Genomic DNA, 21,523 nt, shown 5'->3' with positions numbered 1-21,523 from the left:
CGAGCCGGCTCGCGCACAGCCGGCGAGCCGGCCCGTCATCCAGACTTTCACCCACCTTTGACATCAGGAGCGCCGCAACCGTGCCGTCCCCTTCCTCAACGGTGATCGATACCGTTCTCGAACAGTCCTCCCGTGTTCTGCAGACGTACGCCGTGGACCCCGGCCTCGTCGCCGAGCACGCCAATGGCGAGCGCCGCATCACGCAGGGCGGATACGGCGACCGTCAGCTTTTCGAACTCGTGCAGAACGCGGCCGACGAAATCGCGAACGAGCCCGGCGGGCGCGTCCACGTGGTCCTCACGGAAACCCATCTGTACTGCGCCAACGAAGGAAGCCCGGTCACTCCGGAAGGGGCGGAGACCATCCTTCGAATGAGCATGTCGAAGAAGCGCGGCGGGCAGATCGGACGATTCGGTGTCGGCGTGAAGTCGGTCCTCGTGGTGACCGACGCGCCGGAATTCTTCAGCCGCACCGGGAGTTTCGGATTCGACCGCGCCTGGTCCTACGAGCAGATCAAGGCCGTGCCCGGTGTGACGGAGCGCTACGGCCCGGAGTTCGACGCCCCCGTCCTGCGGATGGCCCGCCCGCTCGACATGCAGACCGAACGCGCCTCCGACCCCGTACTGGACAAGCTGTTGACCTGGGCGACCACGGTCGTCCGTCTTCCGCTGCTCCCGAAGGCCGACGACCGGCTGGGCAAGGACATGCACGGCAATCGCGGCAAGGACCACGGTGAGCCCCGTGAGGAGTTCCCTGTCGGGTTCCAGCTCTTCTCGCCGCACGTCGCCAAGGTCGTCCTGGAGGACCACCGTCCCAGGCCCATGGCACGTCGGACACTGACCGCCCAGCAGTCCGGTGACCTGCACACCGTGACCGAGGAGCGCACGGGGAAGGCCCTTTCCACGCAGCGTTGGCGCGTGTTCACCGCCACGCACGAGCCCGGTCCCGCGGCTCGTGCGGACGCCGGGGAACTGCACGACCGGGTCGCGCTCGACCTGTCCTGGGCCGTCCCCGCGCTGGAACGGGACGCCGAGAGCGGCCTGTACGTCAGCCCCCGCTCCCGGGGTCGGGGCAAGTTCTGGTCCTTCTTCCCCACCAAGTACGAGATGTCGCTGAGCGGCATCCTCAACGGGGCGTGGAAGACCAACGAGGACCGACAGAACCTGCTCGACTCCTCTCCGTTCAACCAGGAGATGATCAGGGTGTCGGCGAAGCTGGTCGTCGACGCGCTCCCCGGGCTGGCCCCGGCCGAGGACCCGGCCGCTTATCTCTCCCTGCTACCCGGCCGTGTCAAGGAGGCGATCAGCTGGGCCGACGAGTTCCTGACCCGGGAGATCTGGGCCCGCGCCGCCACGAGCCCTTCGCTGCCCGACCAGGACGGGGTCCTGCGCGCACCCGGGCAACTGCGCGTCCACCCGCGCCTGGACAAGGACCTGAAGCAGCTCACGCGGTGGCTGCGGATGTGGCACGAGTGTCCCGGGCGCCCTTCGGACTGGCTGCACCCGAGCGTCGAGGCCGACGCCCTGCGCTCGGGCAAGGTCGAGCACATCCTCGGCGCCGCACGACAGGAACGGGCCGGGGTCCGCGACTGGCTGGAGGCCCTCGTCGCGAACGGTACCGCCGAGGCGTCGGCGGTGGCCGTCCGCATCCTGGCCGACATGATCGAGAGGGGCTCCCCCTTCGCCGACGAGGCCCGCAAGGCCCGTGTGGTGCTGACCGAGGAGCACGGGCTGGTCGCTCCGGTCCACGGCAAGGTGTACCGCCGGGCCGAGCACCAGGACGGCCTGCGCGAGTCCACGGTGTACGTCGTCGACGCGCTCGCCCACGACCCGTCGCTGGCGCACGCGCTCGGCGTCCTCGGCATCCGCGAGGCCGACGCCGAGGGTCGGTTCGCCAGCGTCCTCGACCAGGGCTTCGACCACTACGGAGAGTCCGACTGGGAGCGCTTCTGGGAACTGTTCCGCCAGGCCGGCATCCGCCGGCTGGCCCACAAGGTCCTGGAGCGCGTGCCCGATCCCCGCTCGACCCTCCGGGTGCGGACCGCCGACAAGCACTTCCGGCCGGTCGAGGACTGCATGCTGCCCGGTGTCGTGGTCGACGCCGAGCGCGACCCGAGTGTCGCCGTCGACATGACGTTCCACTCCGACGACACGTACTTCTTCTCCCTGATCGACCTGCGGGACCGACCGGCCCGCGGCGTGCAGCCTCAGGCGGACGAGGCATGGTTCGAGGAGTACCGAGCGGCCGTTCACGCTTCCTACCTGCGCTCTCTGGACAGCCGTGCCCCCCGCCCCGCACTGAACCGGATGAAGGTCGAGGGCGCCGCGATCGGTGGCCCCCTCCATCTCTTCCGCAACCTGTCCGAGGAATCCCGCGCCGCCTTCCTCAAGGCGCTGCCCGACGACGCCGTGGTGGACAACTGGACGCGCCAGTTCGGCGCCCAGACCAGCACTCGGCAGGCGGTGATGTCCCCGATCCGCTGGATGCTGCGCAAGTACGGCAGGGTCGCCACATCCCAGGGGCTCATGCCGTTGACGGAGGCCGTCGGCCCCCAGCTCGCCGCCTACCGCGACGTGCTGCCGGTCGCCGACATCTCTCCCGAGAAGGCCCGCAAGCTGCGGCTTCCGACAACCGTCGACGAGGTCCCCGCCGACCGCTGGGACGCGCTCCTCGACGAGGTGTCCCGCAGCGAGGACGACTCCTTCGTCGGCGCCACCTACGTGATGCTGACCCGGTTCGGGGCGGACTTCCCCGAGGACTCCCTCACCCGCTGCCGGATCGGTGACGCCTGGGGCACCCGCCCCGACGACGAGATCACCCTCGCCGTCGGCACCGCCGAGTACCGGGCCCTGCGTGCCGAGCAGCTCCCCGCCCTGCTCGTGCCGACCGCCGAGGACGCCGAGCTGATGGTCGAGAAGTGGGGCATGCTCCGCTACGCCGACGTGATCAGTCGGGAGACCCGTGAGGTGCCCGAGGGCGACCCCGTTCCCCTCGTCGAGCTGTTCCCCGCCCTGCGGCAGCGTCTGAACAGCGGCAACCGGAACAGCATGGTGCAGCGGTGTACCGAGCTGGAGGAGGTCACCCGTACGCCCAACGGCACGCACGCCTCCCCCCTGGACGCCGTGCGCCAGAACAGCACGGTCAAGATCCGCGTCCCGCGTGAGCCCGAGCCCATGCTGCGGCTGATCGACCGCGAGCTCGGCCTCGGCCTGGGCTCGGCCGGCTGCCGCGCCGTGCTGGAGCACCAGGACCGCATGGCCAAGGACAGCGCCCTGAAGGCGGCGCAGAAGGCCGTGCGCGACGCCGAGGACGTCGTGACCAAGCTCGAGCTGTTGATCGGCGCGGACGCGCTCAGGGCCGGCCTGCCCGAAGGGCTGATGGACGCCGAGCTGCAGGCGACCGGCGGCGTGGAGCCGTCCGGGCTCCGCATCGCCCAGATGGCGTTCAACGCGCACGGCGACGGGGTGCTCCAGCAGCACGCCCGCGACATCCAGGCGCGCTTCCCCAACGCGCCTGTGGCGTACGGGGGTTCCTCGGCCGCCATCGCGTTCGTCTCCGACCTGCGTCTGCCTGTGACGTTCGCGGGTTCCAGGACCCCCTCGCCGCCTTCCTACGAGACGATCGAGGGGCCCCGGGACTTCCCCCGGCTCCACGACTACCAGGAGGACCTGGTCCGGAACATCTCCACCCTGCTCGACCGGCTCGCCCCGCAGCGCGGCATGCTGTCCCTGCCCACCGGCGCCGGCAAGACACGGGTCACCGCCGAGGCCGTGATCCGCTGGGTGAAGCGGGTCGGTGACCTCAAGGGCCCCCTGTTGTGGATCGCACAGACCGAGGAACTGTGCGAGCAAGCGGTACAGAGCTGGAAGTTCGTCTGGAGCAAGGTCGGCGCCGAGCGACCGCTGACCATCAGCCGACTGTGGAGCAGCAACGAGGTCGGCGACGTCGTCGACCATCCCCACCTGGTGGTCGCCACGGACGCGAAACTGGATCGGTGCCTGGGCACCGACCAGTACGCCTGGCTGCGCGAGCCCGCCCTGGTGATCGTGGACGAGGCGCACACCGCGATCTCCAAGCGGTACACGGAGATCCTGAGCCTGTTGGGCCTGACCCAGTACGAGACACATCGGCATCTGCTCGGCCTGACCGCCACCCCGTTCCGCAACACCAACGAGGACGAGACCCGCCGGCTGATCACCCGTTTCGGCAACCGGCGTCTGGACGAGGGTGTGTTCCCCTCCGGCGACCCGTACCGGGACCTCCAGGAGTGGGGCATGCTCGCCCAGGTCGAACACCGCACCCTCGAGGGCGGTCGGATCGTGCTCGACCAGGACGAGAAGACGCACGCCGAACGCATGGCGATGCTGTCCCGCGCCGCCGAGCAGCGACTCGCCGACGACCACGAACGGAGCCTGCGCATCGTCGAGTCGGTGGCCGCGCTGCCGCCGGACTGGCCGACGCTGCTCTTCGCCACCTCCGTCGACCACGCCAAGTACCTGGCGGCCATGCTCAACGACCGAGGTGTCCGGTCCGCCGCCGTGGACTCGACGACCAGTGCGCAGGACCGTCGGACGCGGATCGAGAACTTCAGGAACGGCCGCATCCGTGTGCTCACCAACTACGGCGTCCTCACCCAGGGGTTCGACGCGCCGGCGACCCGGGCCGTGGTCGTGGCACGGCCGGTCTACAGCACCAACGTGTACCAGCAGATGATCGGTCGCGGCCTGCGCGGTCCCAAGAACGGTGGCAAGGACACCTGCCTGATCCTCAACGTCGACGACAACATCGCCAACTTCGACACCGCGCTGGCCTTCACCCAGTTCGAGCACCTCTGGAGCCGTAAGTGACCGACATCTACCTCGACAGTCCGCCGCTCACCGCCGAGCAGCGGGCCGTCGTCGAACAGCCCTGGGACGCGCGGGTCCTGGTCACCGCCGGGGCCGGCGCGGGAAAGACGCACACGCTGGTGCGTCGGCTCGACGCGCTGTGCGGGCACGAGGACCCGGAAGAGGCGCTGGAGGCCGGCGACATCCTCGTGCTCACCTTCTCCCGAGCGGCCGCCCGCGAGTTGCGCGAACGCATCACCCGGCACGGGGACCGGGCCCGCCGGGTGCGCGCCCAGACCTTCGACGCCTGGGCGTACGGGGTGCTCGTCCAGGCGTATCCGGACCGTGACTGGGCCACGACCTCGTTCGACGAGCGGATCAGGGCCGCGACGGAGGCCGTCGAGGAGGGCGCGCTGGAGTCCGGTGACTCGGTCCCTCCGTCCCACGTGGTGATCGACGAGGTGCAGGACCTGCTGGGCGATCGTCGGGAACTGGTGGAGGCACTGCTCGACCGCTACCAGGAGAGCTGCGGTTTCACCGTGGTCGGTGACGCCGCCCAGTCCGTGTACGGCTTCCAGATCGAGGACCCGGCCGAGCGCAACGACGAGACCGGCCGGTTCTTCGAGTGGTTGCGCAATTCGTACTCCGACGACCTGGTGGAGCTGCGTCTCACCGAGAACTTCCGGGCCGTCACCCCGGAGGCGCGCATCGCGCTGTCGCACGGCCCCCGGCTCCAGCAGGTACGGGACGCGGACGAGGCCGCCACGCTCTACGAGGAGCTGCGCGACCTCCTCGTGGACCCGGTGAACTCGCTGGGCGACCTCACCGACGAGTACACGCTCCAGGGCCTGCGGGACCTCGACGAGACCTGCGCCATCCTCACCCGCGACAACAGGCAGGCACTGGTGGTCTCCCGGTTGCTCCACGAGAACGGCATCGGGCACCGGCTGCGCCGCCCTCTCGAGGAGCGGCCGGTGCCCTACTGGGTGGCCGAGCTGCTGCGCCGTACCGAGGCGGCCGGCCTGCCCGAGGAACGATTCCGTTCCCTGCTGGAGCAGATCCCACTGCCCCACGAACCGAACGCGGGCGCCCTGTGGACGGTGCTGCGACGCGCGACCCGCTCGCCCGGACGCACCGCGCTCGACCTGGACCGGTTGCGCCGCCTGGTCGCCGACGGCCGGTTCCCCGACGAGGCGGCCGATCCGGAGACGGCGCGGATCGTCGTCTCCACCGTGCACCGCGCCAAGGGGCTGGAGTTCGACCGGGTGATCGTCCTGACTCCGCCGACCGTCGCCGAACTCCACAAGCAGTACGGCGCCGAGGCGGACCTCCCCGCGGAGGCTCGTGCCCTGTATGTGGCGATGACCCGCGCCCGACAGGACCTCTACCACGTCCGCTCCCCCGAGGTTCCGATCGTCAAGAGGGCGGGGAACCGCAAGAACGGTCGCCGGTTCGTCGGCGGGTGGCGGTCGTGGGACAGGTTCGGCGTGGTGGCCGAGGCCGGCGACGTGTGTCGGGACAATCCCCCCGGTCACGCGACCGACGCCGTGAAGACCCAGACCTACCTCCTGGACGAGGTCGGCCCCGGTCAGGAGGTGCTGCTGCGCAAGCGCCACGATCTGCCGGCGGGCGAGGCCCAGAGCCCCCCGTACGCGCTGCTGCACCGGGGACGCGAGATAGGCGAGGCGTCGGAACGGTTCCGGCAGGAGCTGTTCCAAGTGCAGAAGGTGAACCGGACCTGGGACCCGTGGTGGCCCGACGAGATCCGCGGTCTGCGGATCGACACCTTGGAGACGGTGACGGGCAGCGTCGCGGCCGGCGCCAACGCCGGCCTGGGCGACCGAGGTGTGTGGATCGTGCCGCGGATCACCGGCATCGGCATGTTTCGACGGGCTGACGACGAAGAGGAGCAGAGCGCATGACGCACGTGGCAGGTCGGCACTTCGAGCACTACCAGGTGCGGGACGAGGAACTCCTCGCGGGGCTGCGCAGGGAACTCTTCGGTCCCGCCGAGGACGCGGCGTCGAGTGACCGGGAGGAGGTCCTCGCCCAGGACGCGCCGATCGACCGCTATCTGACCGGCGTGCTGTATCCGCGTGCCTCGCGGGAGCGGAGGGTCGAGAACGCCGCCGAACAGGACGGTCTGGACGCCGCGCCCGTTCTCGCCCGGGAGGACGCCGAGGAGTCCGGCACCGCGCAGGAAGCCGGTGTCTCGGGCGACAAGCGCCCGTCCTCGATGGGCCTGACCTTCGCGGTCGACCCGGCCGTGAGCGACACGATCGTGGTCTCGACGCGTGCGGCGGTCTACGAGCCCACCGACGCGGACGGCAACCCGGTCCCGGCCCGCCGCGCCGAGGCCCGGACCGTCGCGGAGCAGCGGGAGCGGTGGCGGCGCAAGGAGCTCGAGCTTCCCGAGAAGACCATCGACGTGACCGCCCCCACCACGGGCGAGCTGATCGACCTCGTACCGGACAAGGTCGCTCTGCACGTCATCGTCCGTCGCCCCGATCCGGTCACCGGCACGGTCACCGTCACCATCACGATGATCAACCGGCAGAAAGTCGGCGAGCGGGATCTCCAGGACGCCTTCGCCCTGTTCCAGTGCGGTCTGACGGTCTGGGCCGCCGACGGCTCCAGCGCCTTCGTCGAGCGTCCCGCCCCGGGCGCCGCACACGACCCGGAGATCGCCACCAGTCGGCTGCTGCACCGCCACGCCCCGACCTTCGCCATCGGCCACGGGTGCGCCGCCGCCTGGGACTGGGTTCCGTCACCGATCGGCGTGACCGACAGCATCCCGGCCGCCGTCCCCGAGGTACGCAGCGAGTTCGTACCCAGTGTGGAAGTGCTGCTGACCGACTCCAACCCGGAGATCGACAGCTCGTCGTTGTCGATGCTCGGGCTGGCCGAGAAGTCCGACACCGAGGTCCTGTCCGCCCTGGAGGCACTGGCGGCGGGGTACGAGGACTGGATCGTCCGTAAGTCGGTCGAGGCCGACTCCCTGGCGAACGGTCCTCACGAGCGGCCCGCGCGGGACCAGGTGGACGCCTGTCGCGAGGCGCTCGGTCGGATCCGCGAGGGCATCGAGATGCTGCGTACCAAGCCCGACCTGATGCGGGCGTTCCGGCTCGCCAACCGTGCCATGGCCGACCAGCGGGCCCGCAGCGCCTGGGTGAAGGGCGGGCGCGTGGGTGCCCCCGACCCGTCCGCCGGTCGCTGGCGTCCCTTCCAGATCGCCTTCCTGCTGCTCTGCATGGCCGGCATCGACGACCCCGAGCACGACGACCGGAAGATCTCCGACCTGCTCTGGTTCCCGACCGGTGGTGGCAAGACCGAGGCCTACCTCGGCCTGATCGCCCTGACGTCCTTCCTGCGCCGCATCCGCAAGGGCGCGAACGGCGGCGGTGTCACCGTCCTCATGCGCTACACGCTGCGACTGCTCACCCTGCAGCAGTTCGAGCGTGCGGCGATCCTGCTCTGCGCCATGGAGCACATGAGGCACCGGACGCCCGAGCTGGGCGACGAGCCGTTCTCCGTCGGCATGTGGGTGGGACGTTCGGCCACCCCCAACACGCTCGCCGAGGCCGCCGCCAGGCTGGACGAGCTGCGCGACAACCTGGACAAGCGGCTCGCCACCGAGAACCCCGTCCAGTTGCACGCCTGTCCCTGGTGCGGGACCCGGCTCGACGCCCGGGACTACGAGGTCGACGAGGACGCCAAGCGGATGCACGTCCGCTGCCCCGGCGCGGACTGTGACTTCTCCGGCGGTCTTCCCGTGCACCTGATCGACGAGGCGGTGTACGACGCGCGTCCGACGCTGGTGATCGCCACCGTCGACAAGTTCGCCTCGATGCCGTGGCGCCCCGCGACCTCCGCGCTGTTCAACCTGGACGACCCGAACGACGGCACCCCTCCCCCCGAGCTGATCGTCCAGGACGAGCTCCACCTGATCTCCGGTCCTCTGGGCACCCTCACCGGCCTCTACGAGACCGCCGTCGACGCGCTGGCCGAGCGACCCAAGGTGATCGCTTCCACCGCGACCATCCGCCGTGCCGCCGCCCAGGGCCGCCACCTCTTCGCCCGCGAGGTGCGGCAGTTCCCGCCCGCCGGCCTGGACTCGCGCGACTCGTGGTTCGCCGTGGAGACGCCGCGCGAGGAGAAGGCGAGCCGCCGCTACGTCGGCCTCCTGGCTCCCGGCACCAGTCAGTCCACGCTGTTGATCCGTACGTACGCCACTCTGCTGCACCGGGCCTTGCACGCGGACACCGACGACAAGGTGCGTGACGCGTACTGGAGTCTCGTCGGCTACTTCAACAGCCTGCGGCTGCTCTCCGCGGCCGAGCTCCAGGTCCACGACGACGTGGTGGCGTATCTGGAGCTGCTCGCCGAACGCGAGGGCGTGGCGGTGCGTTCCGTCGCCAACTACTCGGAGCTGACCAGCCGGATCGATGCCAGCGAGATTCCCACGCGGCTCAAGGGCATCGAGAAGCGGCTCCCCGACGAGGACACCGTGGACGTCCTGCTCGCCACCAACATGATCGCGGTGGGCGTGGACGTGGACCGGCTCGGACTGATGGCCGTGATGGGTCAACCCCAGACGACCGCCGAGTACATCCAGGCCACGAGCCGCGTCGGCCGCGCCCACCCCGGCCTGGTCGCGGTCATGCTCAACGCGACGCGCGCCCGGGACCGTTCGCACTACGAGAACTTCCAGCACTACCACTCGGCCCTCTACCGCGAGGTCGAGTCCACCTCCGTGACCCCGTTCTCCGCCCGTGCGCGTGAACGGGGACTGCACGCGGTGATCGTCGCTCTGGCCCGCATCCTGATCCCGGCCGCCCGCCCGAACGAGGGAGCCGGACAGGTCGAGTCCTACGAGCACATCCTTCGGGGACGCATCAAGTCCTTGCTCCTGAAGCGTGTCCTCGCAGTCACTCCCTCGGAGGCCGAAGCAGTGGAGCAGGGCTTCGACCGGTTCGTCGACTGGTGGTGCAAGGAGGCGGACATCCACGGTGAGTTGCTCTTCGAACCGAAGCGAGGCAGCCGTGCCCCATCGATCCTGAAGTCGTACGACGACGAGTCCGAGGACCGCCAGGCGTGGCCCACCTTGTGGAGCCTGCGCGATGTCGACGCCGAGTCCGCCCTGTTCATGGAGGGAACCCGATGACCCCGCCCCCCAACCGCCGCCGCCGGACCGCGGCGAACGGCACCGCCCCGTCCCACAACCTCCCGCGCCGCGGCACGGTCCGTCGGGCCCAGGCGATCAGCACGTACGGCGTCGGGTCGCTCATCGCCGTCGACCACGAGTCCTTCGTCGTCTCGGGCCTGGACGAGGCCGACCACAGCTGGCGCAAGGACGAGTCGCCCGTCGTCCATGAGCGGCGACTGGCCCGGCTCCTCGATGTCGACTGCTTCCGACTGCCGCCGGCGTCCGACGACACCAGCAAGGACGGCCTTCGGGTCCGCCGCTTCCCCTTGATGCACTCGTGCCCCGAGTGCAACGAGCTGCAGCCGCACCGCGACTTCTCACCACCGGCTGGTCGAAGCGTCTGCGGCACGTGCGAGGTGGACCTCGTCCCCTCTCGTTTCGTCGTCGCCTGCGAGGCCGGGCACCTCGACGAGTTCCCCTACTGGCAGTGGGTGCATCGCTCGCCCGACCGTGATTCCACCAGGATCGGCGCGTGCGGCGGCAAGCTCAGGATGCGCACGACCGGCCGCACCTCCTCGCTCCGCTCCATCGTCATCTCCTGTACCTGCGGTCAGGTGCCCGAGGTCTCGATGGAGGGTTCCTTCCGCAGGAACGCGCTGAAGGACCTGCGCCTCACCTGCCGAGGCGCCCGCCCGTGGCTCGGCTCCTCCGCCACGGACCCGGCGGGGTGCGGGCTCCCCTTGCGCACCCTGCAGCGCGGTTCCTCATCGGTGTGGCAGCCGGTGCTGAAGTCGGCACTCTCCATCCCCCCGTGGAGCAGCAGCCGTACGGATCCGCTCGCCGGTCACTGGGGGAAACTCAGGAAGTACGAGGACCGCGCGCAGGTCGCCGTCTACCTCGACGCCGTCTTCGACGGAGAGTGGCCGATCTCCCTGGACGAGGTGATGTCGCTGCTCGACGCGGAACGCGAGGAGGATCCGCAGGACGACAAGGAACACAGCTTCGACCACCGCTACCGCGCCCTGCGCAACAAGGAGTACGAGCGCCTGCGCTCCGGAAACGACGAGAGCGAGCACTCCCAGGACGAGCAGTTCGTCTGCGAGAACCCGCTCGGTGACCCGAGTGTGCTCCAGCCCCTCGGGATCACCGGCCCGATGCTGGTGAAGAAGCTCCGGGAGGTGCGCGCGCTCAAGGGCTTCACCCGCCTCGTCGACGCCGAGTCGACGACCGACCCGAAGGAGATGCCTCTCTCCCAGAATCCTCTGCGCTGGCTGCCGGCCATGGAGGTCCAGGGCGAGGGCGTCTTCCTGCGCCTGGACGAGACCCGACTGGACGCCTGGGAGAAGGCGAAGGCGGTGGCCGCCCGGGTCGAGCGCATGCGTGCCGCTCACCAGCGGGTGCTCGAGCAGCGGGCCGACGATCCGAGCCGGGCCGCACAGTCTCCGGCGACGCCTCGCATGGTGCTGTTGCACACCCTGGCCCACGTTCTCATCAACGAGTGGAGCCTGGAGGCGGGCTACCCGTCCGCGTCCCTGCGTGAGCGTCTGTACGCCGCGGACGACATGGCCGGAGTGCTCGTCTACACGGCGACGAGCGACTCGGCGGGCAGCCTGGGCGGCCTCGTCGCCCAGGGAGAGCCGGAACTCCTCGACCGCACTGTGCGGTCGGCGATCCGCCGGGCCGAGTGGTGCTCTTCCGATCCCCTCTGCATGGAGGCCGAGGTGGCCGGCTCGGCCGGTACGAATCTCGCCGCCTGTCACGCGTGCGTGATGCTCCCGGAGACGAGTTGCGAGCACAACAACATCCTGTTGGACCGGGCGCTGCTGGTGGGCACGCCGGAGGAACCCGCTCTGGGATTCTTCGCGGCCTTCCCGGAGGGCTGACGTCTGCCGCCCCGGCTCACCGGCCCGCCTCGAAGGTCTCTGCCTCGAAGCGCACCTGGGCCCGGTCCAGCACGTCGTCCGCTTCGCGGCCGTGCGCGCTGAGCCAGTGGAGGAGGTCGGTGATCACGGAGATCGCCGCCTCCTCCCCCTCGGTGATGCCCAGTCTTCCGGTGCCCGTGGGTCCGTGTCCGGACCCACGGGCACCGTAGAGGCCGATCATCGCTTGGACCCGGGTCATCCTGAGACAGCCGTCATGGCTCCTCACCGGTGGCAGCCCCGTGGCGAGTTCGCACCAGGTGACCTTCCGGTCGGCACCGAGCTGGACGCCCCACCGATCCGTGACCGCCCCGACGAGCGCCATTCCGCGGCCTCCCTCCGACTCGGGGTCCGCCGCCATGAGCGTGGGCAGGGCGCGCGTGTCGGGGTCGTGGACCTCGATGCGCAGGGACGTGCCGTTCAGCCGCACCGCCAGCATCGTCGGAGTACCGGCGCCCACGTGAGTGATGACATTGGCCACGAGTTCACTCACACAGAGCTGCGCCTCGTCCACGAGGTCCCGCAGCCCCCACGCTCCGAGGTACTGCCGCACGCTGCGTCGTAGCCCTGCCACTTCCTCCTCGTGAGCCGCGAACTCCACGACCCACGACGGCTGCGTCATGCATGCAGTTGGGATCACTTTCGACTCCCCCACACTCGTGGGTCCGCGCAGACGCCGTTGCGCCGCACCGGCCCCGCACCGGCTCGTCCTGCCGGCAAGCATGGCCGGCGCGCATCCCGTCATGCAATGTGCACGGAGAGAATCCCACCATCGGGTGATTGGCGGGCGCAGGCCTTGGCACAGAGACTGAACGCCGTTCCGACAAAGGGGGCCCGGATGGCCGGATCACCGACGGCACGCCGCCGTCGCCTCTCCATCGAGCTGAAGAAGCTGCGGGAGAAGAACTCGTTGACCTGCGCCCAGGTGGGTGCGGCGCTGGACTGGAGCGGCTCCAAGGTCAATCGCATGGAGACCGGCAGCGGACGGGTCCAGCCGTCGGACGTGGAAGCACTGTGCCGTTTCTACGAGACCACCGACGAACTACGGGAGTTCCTCAAGTCGTTGGCACGGCAGGCCAAGACGCGTGGTTGGTGGCAGGTTCACGGCTCGGGAGTGCCCGAGTGGTTCTCCATCTACATCGGCCTCGAGCAGGACGCTTCCACGCTGCGTCAGTACCAGTGCGAGGTTCTGCCCGGGCTCCTCCAGACCGAGCCCTACATCCGCGAACTCCACACCTGCGGCTCCTACATGTCGCCCGAGGACATCGACCGGGCCGTACGAGTCAGGTTGGAGCGCCAGGCGATGCTCAGCGGTCCGGGAGCACCGGACTGCTGGTTCATCGTGAGCGAGGGCGCCGTGCGCCGGGTCATCGGCGATCGCGCATTGATGCGAACCCAACTGGAACACGTGCTGGAGGCCATGGAGCAACCGAGCGTGACGCTTCAGATACTGCCCTTCGACGCCGGCACCTGCCCCACGACAGGTCCGTTCACCATGTTGGGGTTCCCCGATCCCGAAGACCCGGACATCGTGTACCGCGACGGCATCACCGATGCGATGTACTTGGAAGGAGAACCTCATGTCCGGGAGTACACCCGAGCGTTCGACGAGTTGCGGGCCTCGGCCCTCAGCCCCCGGCGGACCATCGAGTTGATCAGAACCGTTGTGAAGGAACACGCACAGTGAACAGTGACTTCGGCTGCGTCGAGTCCCCACGCACGTGGATCAAGTCCTCCTACAGCAATGGCGCCGGGGGTGAATGCGTCGAGTGCGCCCGTGTCGACGACCTGGTGCTCGTGCGCGACACGAAGGTCGGCGACCAGGTGATCACCGAGGTGGGGGCGCCGGCGTGGCGCGCTTTCACGCGGGCGATGGGTCGAGGTTGGCCGGAGCTTCGATGAGGTGTGACGCGTCCGGCCGAGCCCGCGACGAGCAGCATGTGTAGGAGACTCCGAGTACTACCGATGAGACCGAGGAGCGGATGATCGTGAGCGCACAGCACGCTGAGGCCGGTACTTCTGCACCGCTGCCGTTGAGGACCATCGGTGACATAAGAGCCGCTCTGCGTTCCGGCCATGGTTTTCCCGGTGACCAGGAGACTTTCGAGGTCGACCTGCAGCGTGCGCTCGAGGCGTCGACGGAGACGGACCTCAAGGCCGTCGCCGCAGTGATCGTCGACTACAGGGGGAGGATCCGCCTGTACCAGGACCCTGACTTCGACATCGCCCTCCAGGAAGGCATCGACCTGGCGATGCGGACGAAGCGGGAGGCTCGGGGCGAATGGCAGGTGTCATCGCTGTCGTGACAGCGCGAGCGGCTCAGCGCGCGAAGGATCTCGGCGTGGAACAGGCGCTGGAAGCCTTACGTCGTGAGCTGGAGCTGGTGCCTCGACTCGGAGTACTGCTGGGCCCCGGCGACACGACGGCACGGAGGTGCGCAAGACAAGGATCGAGCCCGCAGGCGGCTTGCCCGGGTTGGCAGTGGCGTACGTGTACACACCGGCGCCCCCGCCTCCGACGGTTGCGATCACTTCGGTGACCCCGGACGACGGAAACCCCGAGTAGCTCTACGAGCCCTGAGCCGACCGCGTCACGCCTCGCCCTCGTCCGGCCCCTCGTTCCCGCCCTCGATGACCGTCAGGTCCGTGCGCCCGCCGGCGTACGGGTCGGGGGTGCCGACGGGGATGTTCCGCACCGCCTCCCCCTGCGCCGCACCGTTGCCGTTGAACACGAAGTCGGGCCTGATGCGCCAGTTGCGGCCGTCGGGGTAGATGAAGCCGTGGGCGGCGAGCTGCTTGAGGCCGCGCGAGACGGAGGCCTGCGACATGCCCACCTGCTCGGCGAACTTCGCCTGGCTCTCGACGATGACCAAGCCGTGGTCCTTGCGGTTCTGGAGGGCGCACATCTTGTGGAACAGCTTGTACGCGCTGACGCTGAGGTCCGCGTCCGCCAGGGCGTTGTGAGCGGCGTATCCCATCGTGGTGAAGCCACCTCCCCTGAACCAGAGACCGTGCGCGGCCGGGACCGACGAGTGCACGGCGAAGTCGTTCACCTCGCCCGTCCGCTTGTTCACGGTCTCGATCCGGGTCACTCGCCGGGCCGCACGCACAGAGTACCCCCAGGGGTGAATGAAAGGCGTGCAGCGCTGACTGATCCGTTCCAGCGCTGACGTCTCCTGATTCGGCACTGGATAATCTAGCCCATCTATTCAGTTCTGGATGAGATTATTCGGATCTGGAACATTCTCTTCGCATATCCCCAGGTCAGCGGGGGTGTCCGCCACCACTCGTCTTTATGAGTGAAGTGGCCCGCCGTACCTCCGCCCCTCCGAGGCCCGGGCGGGCCGCCGTGTCCGGCCTTCGGCGCCATGGGCCGGAGGCCTTCACCGAGGAGGCGTGGCTGGTGCCGGCCCGGGGCTTGGGTGGCACACGTGACGGGTGGCCGTCCGGCGCTCCCGCCGTCGTGGCGGGCTTTCGGCGGTTGAGGTCTCGAGGGGGCCGTCGACGATCGCGCTCGGTGTCCGGAGCAGCCGGTCCCGACCGCCCCGTACTCCCGGGGGTGTTACGGCGACGTCGGCCAGATCAGTGCCTGGGCGACGATGACCCTCTCGCCGTCGAAGGTGACGGCGGGGCCTTCGTGCAGTTCGTAGCCGAGGCCGAGCGCCTCGCTCACGCGGTGGCAGAACGAGGCGTCGTCGGGGCCGGTCAGGACGCGGTAGACCGGGAGGCCGTCTGGTGGGGTGCTCATGGGAAGAAGGATCTCAGTCCCGCCCGCCGACCGGTCGGCCGACCCGGGGCGCCGGAGTGCCCGGGGCCCGGTCGCTCCGGGACCGGCTCGGTGAACCTCGCGGCGCGGGGCGGGTGGTGCTGTCGTCGGCGGGTGGGGACGTCTGTCGGTCGGAGCGGACCGCCGCGGACCGCCGGGGTCGTCCCGGCGGTCCGCGGCGACTGCCGCGCCCGGTGGCGGGCGCCGTGCCCGGGTCAGGACACCACGCGCAGGTGGGTGGGCCAGCCGATGCGGTCGAGGAGGCGGAACATCTTCTTGATGTCCGTCGGGTGCAGCTTCACGCAGCCGTTGGACTTGTAGTCGCCGGCCCCGTCCCAGCGGCGGGTCTCGGTCCTGCCCGAGCTGCCGTCGCGGTTCATCTCGGAGTGGATGAACATCTCGGTGCGGGTCAGGGTGCGCTTGGAGCACTTCATGTCCTGCAGGTAGACGGCGTACCCCTTGATGTACTCGCCGTTGTAGGTGCGGGACTTGAGCTTGATCTTCCAGTTGCCGTTCGGCATCCAGCCCTTGTTGCGCACGCAGTCGTTCTTGACGCCGGTGCCCGATCCGGCCCGGTAGGTGGCCCAGAGCTTCTTGCCCTGGTAGACGGAGAGCCGCGAGTTGGTGGGGTCGCCCTGGTTCTTGTCGAAGACCAGGGTCGTCGCCTGCCGGGCCGCCGCCGGGGCTTCGGCGGGGCTGTGGGCGACCGCGGTCGGTGCCAGGGCCAGCGTGGTGGCCACGGCTCCGGCGGCCAGGACTGCGCGCAGGTGTCGTCCGTTGTGGTGCATGTGCGTGCCTCGCTTCTTCTCGTGCGGTTCGCGGTGTCCCTCGTTCGACCGCGCACGGGCGCGGCGTGGAGGGCGGGTCGCCCGGAGCGCGGCCGGCCGGTGCGATCCGGCGGCGGGAAGGCCCGGGCGAGGGGACCGGTGGGGTGCTCCGTACGCGTCGCCCCGTCGGCGGGGGCGGGGCGTGCCGGAGCTCCGGTCGCGGCACCAGCATCACCGGACGGGGCGGGCGCGGGGAGCCGATCGCGGCCGCTTGCCCAGGCGCATCCATGCACTGCATGGGGAAAGCCTCTGACCTGCGGTCATGCCCTCATGCACGCGCCCGCACGGCATGCGCGGGGGGGGCCGGGTGCGCGGGGCTGCCGTCCCGTTCACGCGGAGGTGGGCCCGGGCAGGCTCGTGGAGGTCTGGTACGCCGGGGACCTGACGGGCGGGCGCTGTCGCGCCAGCAGGAACAGCCAGGTCTCCGGATCCGCCCGGCCGGTCACCGGAAGGTGGCACGTGCGCTGGAAGAACTCCAGGTCCTCCTCGGTCACGGCGCTGAACGTGCCCGACACCACCGTGCCGCCCTGGCCCACGTTGTCCAGGAGTTCCTGGAGGGCCAGGACGTGCGGTCCCCGGTCTCCGGGGCCCGCCCTCTTCACCAGTTCCGGCCAGGTCTTCCTGCCCACCTTGCCGTCGGACGGCAGGTGGTGCCTGCGCTGGAAGTCCATGACGGCGTCCCGGGTCTCCTTCCCGAAGAAGCCGTCCGCCCTGACCTTGTAGCCGTGCGCGTTCAGCAGGTGCTGCAGGGCACGGCCGCGGGAGTACTGGTCCTCCTTCGCCATGAGCAGCAGGGGCCACTCGGGCGGCACCTCGCCCGCGGGGACGGCACCGGCCGCGCCGGCGGCGGTGACGTCACGGCCCGTGGCGACCAGTCGGTGCGTGCCCATTCCGGCGACGAAGGCCAGGATCACGGCCGCCAGCATCAGCAACGGCAGCGCCCGGCGGGAGCGGGGCCGGGCCGGGGGGCCGCCCTCGTTCGTTCCGGCCGCCCCGGGCGTTCCGAGGGCGGTGCCGAGGGCGGTGCCGGGCGCGGTGTCGGGCGCGGTCACGGGGGGCGTGTCCCGCCGGTGGGGGTGGCCGGGGCCGGTGACGGCGGCCGGTCCGGCCGCGGGGGCGGGCGTCTGTTTGGCGCCGGGGGTGCGGTGGCGGTTGTTCTCCTCCTGCACGGTCCGGCACAGCGCCAGCGCCCGTTCCAGTTCCGCCGCCGGAGCGCGCAGCTGGGCGTGCAGGGTCTGCACCACGCGCGGGGGCGCGCTCGACGTGTGCTTCGGGTTCAGGTAGCGCGAGAGGGTGGTCTGGTCGACGCCCGCCCTCTTGGCCAGCGCCTGCTGGGTCGGGCGCATGCCGCCGGGTGAGTTCCCGGCCTCCTCCCACCAGCGTCGGAGCAACCGCGCCAGCTCCACCCCCGGTGGCTGCTCCCGGCCCCCCGGGTCCTGCTGTCCGTACGCCATGTCTTCTCTCCCCGTCCTGTGGCGGAACGGCCGGGCGTCCTCGCGCTGCATGACGGCATAACGGCAGGTCGGCCGCGTATGCGAGGGCATGCAGGGACGCATCGGCCTACAGCGGCGCAGATCGTAGCGACGGGGGCGCGGCCGTGGGGCGCGCCCGCTGCGGGGGTGTCCGCCCCGTCGCGCGGCCGGTGGGGACGCCGCGGCCCCGCGGGGTGGGGGTGTTCCGGCGTCGGGGGCGGGTGCGGGGGCCTGTCGGCGGGGGCACGGGTGTTCATCCGGAAGAGTGTCCTGGTGGGGGCGTCCCGGACGTCTCCCTCACCCGCCCGGAGGACGCCGGCCCGGGGGAGGGCGGGGGCGGGGGAGACGGCTCGTGGACGTCCGCCGGGAGCGGGGCTTCCGGGTGGCGGCGCCCGGGCGTGGGGCCGGGCTCACGGGTGCCGGGTGCGGGCTCCCGCCGGGTGGGGGCCGGCTCCGGGGGCACGGCGGCGCGGCGGCGCGGCGGGGAAGGGCTTTCCCGACGCGGCGCTACCGTCGTGAGGATGACGGGATTCGACGCCGGCCGGCGGTGGTCCGCATCCATGCCGGCGGCCTACGAGCGGTACCTCGTGCCGGTGGTCTTCCGGCCCTTCGCCGAGGACCTGGCCGCCCGGGCGGCGGCACTCCGTCCTCGGCGGGTCCTGGAACTCGCGGCGGGGACCGGCGTGCTGACGGGGGAGCTGCTCACGGCGGCGCCCTCGGCCGAGGTGACGGCCACCGACCTGAACGAGGGCATGGTCGCCTTCGGGTCGGCCCGGGTCCCCGGTGCGGTGTGGGGGCAGGCGGACGCGCAGCGGCTGCCGTTCGCGGACGGGGGCTTCGACCTGGTGGTCTGCCAGTTCGGCGTGATGTTCTTTCCCGACCGCGTCCAGGCGTTCACCGAGGTCCGCCGGGTGCTGGCCCCGGGCGGCCGGTTCCTGTTCACCACCTGGGGTCCGCTCGGGAGGCACGTCTTCGAGGCCGCGCTGCAGGCCGGGCTGGAGCGGGCCTTCCCGGTCGACCCGCCGCGGTTCTTCCGGACGGTCCCGCACGGCTGTGCCGAGCCCGCCGTCGTGACCGCCGATCTGGTGGCCGCCGGGTTCGCCGTCGAGGACGAGCAGGAGCTGACGCTTCAGGGGCGGGCCGCGTCGACCGCCGACCTCGCCACCGGGTACCTCACCGGGACACCGGTGCGCGCGGCCGTCGAGGAGCGCGGCGGCGGGCCGGCCGTCCGGGCCGTCGTCGTCGAGGAGATGACGGCCCGTCTGGGTCCGGGGCCGGTCACCGCCCCGATGACGGCGTACGTCTTCCGTGCCGCGGCCTGACCACGAGGCGCGGGCACGGCACGGGCCGTCCGGCCGGGCGGCGGTGCGCCGTCAGGAATCCGTTCCGTCGGTCTCCAGCTGGTGGTCCGCCCAGACGTACGTCTCCGGGAGGAGGTCGGCGACGGGGACCGTCCGGGTGCGGGGGGCCGTGCCCACGATGACCTTCAGGTCGGGGAAGTAGTCGAACAGGACCTGGCGGCAGCGGCCGCACGGGGGGACCACGCCCCGGTCGCGGTCGCCCACGGCGACCATCGTGTCCAGTTCGTAGGCGCCCTGCGCCGCCGCCGCGCCGATGACGACCAGCTCGGCGCAGGGGCCTCCGGTGAAGTGGTAGGCGTTCATCGCGGTGACGATCCGGCCGTCCCGGGTGCGGGCCGCGGCCGCCATGGTGTGGTGGTCGCCGTGGCTGCGCGTGCGGGCGACGTCGGCCGCGGCCTGGATCAGTTCGTGGTCGACGGGGTGCGTCACGGCGGTGGCTCCTGGAGGGTGGCGGGGCTGGTCGGGGCGCGGATCCGGCCGGATCGTGCGGTCGGCGGACGCGTCCTCGGGACGGGACGACGATTAACAGAACACGGGTTCGTGTATCAACCACTTTTCCGGCCATCGACAGTCGGCCGTCAACCGCGCATTTTTCACCTCATACTCCCGGGGGCGGCGGTCCCTGGTCACCGAGCTGCCACGACGCGTGAGCACAAGGGGTATGGTCCCTGCCGAACGCCCTTGGCGGACGCGGCAGTTCAGGTGACCGCAGGAACGACCCTGCACTGTGGCGAACCGCCCCCGTCCGCCGTCCGACCGCTCGCGCAGGCCCCGCTCGTCCCCTGGAGATCCATGTCGTGCACCCTCACCCTTGTCGGCGTCGCCGAACCATCGGCACGTGCGGGCGTGGCGGGAACGCGGTCCCGGGCGGTGCCGCGAGAAGGCGTCGAGGGCCGTCGCGCCGCTTCGCCGCAGGCCGCGAGAGACCGGCTGCATCTGGCTTGTTGAGGCCCCCGGCCGCCGTCCCGCGGCGCCGGTGCGCTCCCGCCGGGACCGGCCCACCCCCTCCCCCACACCGACGGCTTCCCCATCCGTGAGGACCCGATGACTGAACTGCTATTGACCGGCGCCCTGCTGCTGGCGGCGGCCGGAGCCGGGGCCGCCTGGTACTTCCGGCGCGCACGCGACCAGGCCGGGCGCCAGACCGAGCTGCTGCGCCGGCACGCCGACCGCCTCACCCTGCAACTCCTCGCGGCCGAGCAGTGCGTGGGCCACCTCGCGGCCGACGTGATCCCCGCGACGGCCGGCGCCGGGCACGACGGCGCCGGTCACCAGGGCGCGTTCACCGTCCCGCCGAACCTCGACGGCACGCCGCTCGGCGAGCGGCTGCTCGCCCTCCCCGGAGCGCTGGCCGCGGCGGTGGGCGAGATACGGGCGCAGGAACGCGCGGCGGCCGCCCGGACCGCCGACCGGATCCGGCAGGACACGGAACGGCAGATCGCGCAGGTACGGCACGAGTCCCTGGGCGTCGCCCGGGCCGCCGTGCGCGGCTTCGCCAACAACGTGGTGGCCCGGGCCGCGCGGCTCGGCCGGAGCGTCAGCCAGGGCGTACGGCGGCACATCTCGGACGAGGCGTACGCGACGCTCGTGGAGATCGACCACCTCACGCAGCAGATGCTGCTCACCGCCTCGGGGTACGCCGTGCTCGCCGGTGACAAGCTCTCGCGACGCTGGCCCGCCACCTCGCTGACCGACATCGTGCGGGCGGCGATGGGCCGGATCGAGGGGTACGAACGGATCAAGCACCCCGAGATGGGGTCCGTGGCCGTCGAGGGCCGCGCCGTGGAGGCGGTCGTGCACGCCCTCGCGGTGCTGCTGGACAACGCGCTGCGCTACTCCCCGCCCGCGGCGAACGTCCACGTGTCGCTGGAGCAGGGCCACCACGCGTTCTTCCTGATCGTGGACGACGCCGGTCTGCGCATGGACGACGAGCGGCTGCTGTGGGCCAGCAACGTGATGTCCGGCGAGCAGCGCGACGACATCACCCAGCTGGGCGCCCACCCCCAGACCGGGCTGCGCGTGGCGTCCCTGCTGGCGGAGAACTACGGTTTCCGGGTCGAGCTGACCGCACCGAACATCTACCAGGGCACCCGCGCCATGATCGTGCTGCCGAAGAACCTGCTCGTCACGCCGGCGGCGGCCGGTCCCGTCACCGCCTCCGCGTCGCCGGCGCCCGCGGCCCGGGCCGAGGCGCCCGCCGCGCCGCC

The 21,523-nt window shown here is 71.0% G+C and carries 15 protein-coding genes; 9 read left to right on the top strand and 6 right to left on the bottom strand.

Annotation, left to right across the window (positions count from 1 at the left end):
- Positions 1-80 precede the first annotated feature (80 nt).
- The 4 genes from JHAT_RS27775 to drmB are packed head-to-tail and all read left to right on the top strand — an operon-like array spanning position 81 to position 11,855.
- Positions 81-4,847 (top strand): DEAD/DEAH box helicase, encoded by a 4,767-nt coding sequence (locus tag JHAT_RS27775; RefSeq protein ID WP_077801023.1) that lies wholly within the window; start codon positions 81-83, stop codon positions 4,845-4,847.
- Positions 4,844-6,748: a UvrD-helicase domain-containing protein gene (locus JHAT_RS27770; RefSeq protein ID WP_077801022.1), complete on the top strand. Its 1,905-nt coding sequence runs from the start codon at positions 4,844-4,846 to the stop codon at positions 6,746-6,748. Before JHAT_RS27775 ends, JHAT_RS27770 begins: the two co-directional genes overlap by 4 nt.
- Positions 6,745-9,990, top strand: a complete 3,246-nt coding sequence (locus JHAT_RS27765) for a helicase-related protein (RefSeq protein ID WP_077801021.1) — start codon at positions 6,745-6,747, stop codon at positions 9,988-9,990. Before JHAT_RS27770 ends, JHAT_RS27765 begins: the two co-directional genes overlap by 4 nt.
- Positions 9,987-11,855 carry a DUF1998 domain-containing protein gene (drmB, locus tag JHAT_RS27760; RefSeq protein WP_077801020.1) on the top strand — a complete coding sequence of 623 codons (1,869 nt, stop codon included), beginning with the start codon at positions 9,987-9,989 and terminating at the stop codon, positions 11,853-11,855. Before JHAT_RS27765 ends, drmB begins: the two co-directional genes overlap by 4 nt.
- 16 nt (positions 11,856-11,871) lie before the next feature.
- Here the strand turns inward: drmB and JHAT_RS27755 are convergent, their stop codons facing one another.
- Complete coding sequence (locus tag JHAT_RS27755) at positions 11,872-12,513, bottom strand: ATP-binding protein (protein ID WP_077801019.1); 642 nt, start codon at positions 12,511-12,513, stop codon at positions 11,872-11,874.
- A gap of 216 nt (positions 12,514-12,729) precedes the next feature.
- Between JHAT_RS27755 and JHAT_RS27750 the strand changes: the two genes are divergently transcribed.
- The 3 genes from JHAT_RS27750 to JHAT_RS27740 all read left to right on the top strand — a co-directional run bounded on the left by JHAT_RS27750 (position 12,730) and on the right by JHAT_RS27740 (position 14,197).
- Entirely contained in the window at positions 12,730-13,578 is an 849-nt protein-coding gene (locus tag JHAT_RS27750; RefSeq protein ID WP_077801018.1) for a helix-turn-helix transcriptional regulator, read from the top strand.
- Positions 13,575-13,793: a DUF397 domain-containing protein gene (locus JHAT_RS27745; protein ID WP_077801017.1), complete on the top strand. Its 219-nt coding sequence runs from the start codon at positions 13,575-13,577 to the stop codon at positions 13,791-13,793. The genes JHAT_RS27750 and JHAT_RS27745 overlap by 4 nt, the downstream gene beginning before the upstream one ends.
- An 86-nt stretch (positions 13,794-13,879) precedes the next feature.
- Positions 13,880-14,197 (top strand): hypothetical protein, encoded by a 318-nt coding sequence (locus tag JHAT_RS27740; RefSeq protein ID WP_253195628.1) that lies wholly within the window; start codon positions 13,880-13,882, stop codon positions 14,195-14,197.
- A 284-nt stretch (positions 14,198-14,481) separates the two neighbouring features.
- Here JHAT_RS27740 and JHAT_RS27735 read toward each other — a convergent pair whose 3' ends face one another.
- From JHAT_RS27735 to JHAT_RS35795, 4 genes are all read right to left on the bottom strand, one after another.
- Positions 14,482-14,964 (bottom strand): winged helix-turn-helix domain-containing protein, encoded by a 483-nt coding sequence (locus tag JHAT_RS27735; protein WP_143660524.1) that lies wholly within the window; start codon positions 14,962-14,964, stop codon positions 14,482-14,484.
- A 488-nt stretch (positions 14,965-15,452) separates the two neighbouring features.
- Positions 15,453-15,638, bottom strand: a complete 186-nt coding sequence (locus JHAT_RS27730) for a DUF1737 domain-containing protein (RefSeq protein ID WP_077801014.1) — start codon at positions 15,636-15,638, stop codon at positions 15,453-15,455.
- Positions 15,639-15,871: 233 nt separating this feature from the next.
- Positions 15,872-16,444: a L,D-transpeptidase family protein gene (locus JHAT_RS27725; protein WP_077801013.1), complete on the bottom strand. Its 573-nt coding sequence runs from the start codon at positions 16,442-16,444 to the stop codon at positions 15,872-15,874.
- Between the two features lie 368 nt (positions 16,445-16,812).
- Positions 16,813-17,937 (bottom strand): peptidoglycan-binding protein, encoded by a 1,125-nt coding sequence (locus tag JHAT_RS35795; RefSeq protein WP_077801012.1) that lies wholly within the window; start codon positions 17,935-17,937, stop codon positions 16,813-16,815.
- 539 nt (positions 17,938-18,476) lie between these two features.
- Between JHAT_RS35795 and JHAT_RS27715 the strand changes: the two genes are divergently transcribed.
- On the top strand, positions 18,477-19,277 hold the full coding sequence (locus JHAT_RS27715) for a class I SAM-dependent methyltransferase (protein ID WP_253195627.1): 801 nt from the start codon (positions 18,477-18,479) through the stop codon (positions 19,275-19,277).
- 51 nt (positions 19,278-19,328) lie between these two features.
- On the opposite strand, the gene JHAT_RS27710 is transcribed toward JHAT_RS27715, so the two are convergent.
- A complete protein-coding gene (locus JHAT_RS27710; RefSeq protein ID WP_171991089.1) occupies positions 19,329-19,745 on the bottom strand; it encodes a cytidine deaminase in 417 nt (138 codons plus the stop codon).
- A 615-nt stretch (positions 19,746-20,360) separates the two neighbouring features.
- Here JHAT_RS27710 and JHAT_RS27705 point away from each other — a divergent pair.
- Positions 20,361-21,523 (top strand): ATP-binding protein (locus tag JHAT_RS27705; RefSeq protein ID WP_077801041.1); only part of this gene is annotated, 1,163 nt, incomplete at its 3' end.

The organism is Streptomyces sp. JHA26, assembly GCF_002005565.1.
Lineage (GTDB): Bacteria > Actinomycetota > Actinomycetes > Streptomycetales > Streptomycetaceae > Streptomyces.
Note: the sequence above shows the minus strand (reverse complement) of the source record. Positions and strands in the feature narration are given on the sequence as shown.

Coding starts and splice junctions, on each gene's coding strand:
- JHAT_RS35795 (WP_077801012.1), bottom strand. CDS start 17,937: ATGGCGTACGGACAGCAGGACCCGGGGGGCCGGGAGCAGCCACCGGGG.
- drmB (WP_077801020.1), top strand. CDS start 9,987: ATGACCCCGCCCCCCAACCGCCGCCGCCGGACCGCGGCGAACGGCACC.
- JHAT_RS27750 (WP_077801018.1), top strand. CDS start 12,730: ATGGCCGGATCACCGACGGCACGCCGCCGTCGCCTCTCCATCGAGCTG.
- JHAT_RS27730 (WP_077801014.1), bottom strand. CDS start 15,638: ATGAGCACCCCACCAGACGGCCTCCCGGTCTACCGCGTCCTGACCGGC.
- JHAT_RS27725 (WP_077801013.1), bottom strand. CDS start 16,444: ATGCACCACAACGGACGACACCTGCGCGCAGTCCTGGCCGCCGGAGCC.
- JHAT_RS27755 (WP_077801019.1), bottom strand. CDS start 12,513: ATGACGCAGCCGTCGTGGGTCGTGGAGTTCGCGGCTCACGAGGAGGAA.
- JHAT_RS27765 (WP_077801021.1), top strand. CDS start 6,745: ATGACGCACGTGGCAGGTCGGCACTTCGAGCACTACCAGGTGCGGGAC.
- JHAT_RS27715 (WP_253195627.1), top strand. CDS start 18,477: ATGACGGGATTCGACGCCGGCCGGCGGTGGTCCGCATCCATGCCGGCG.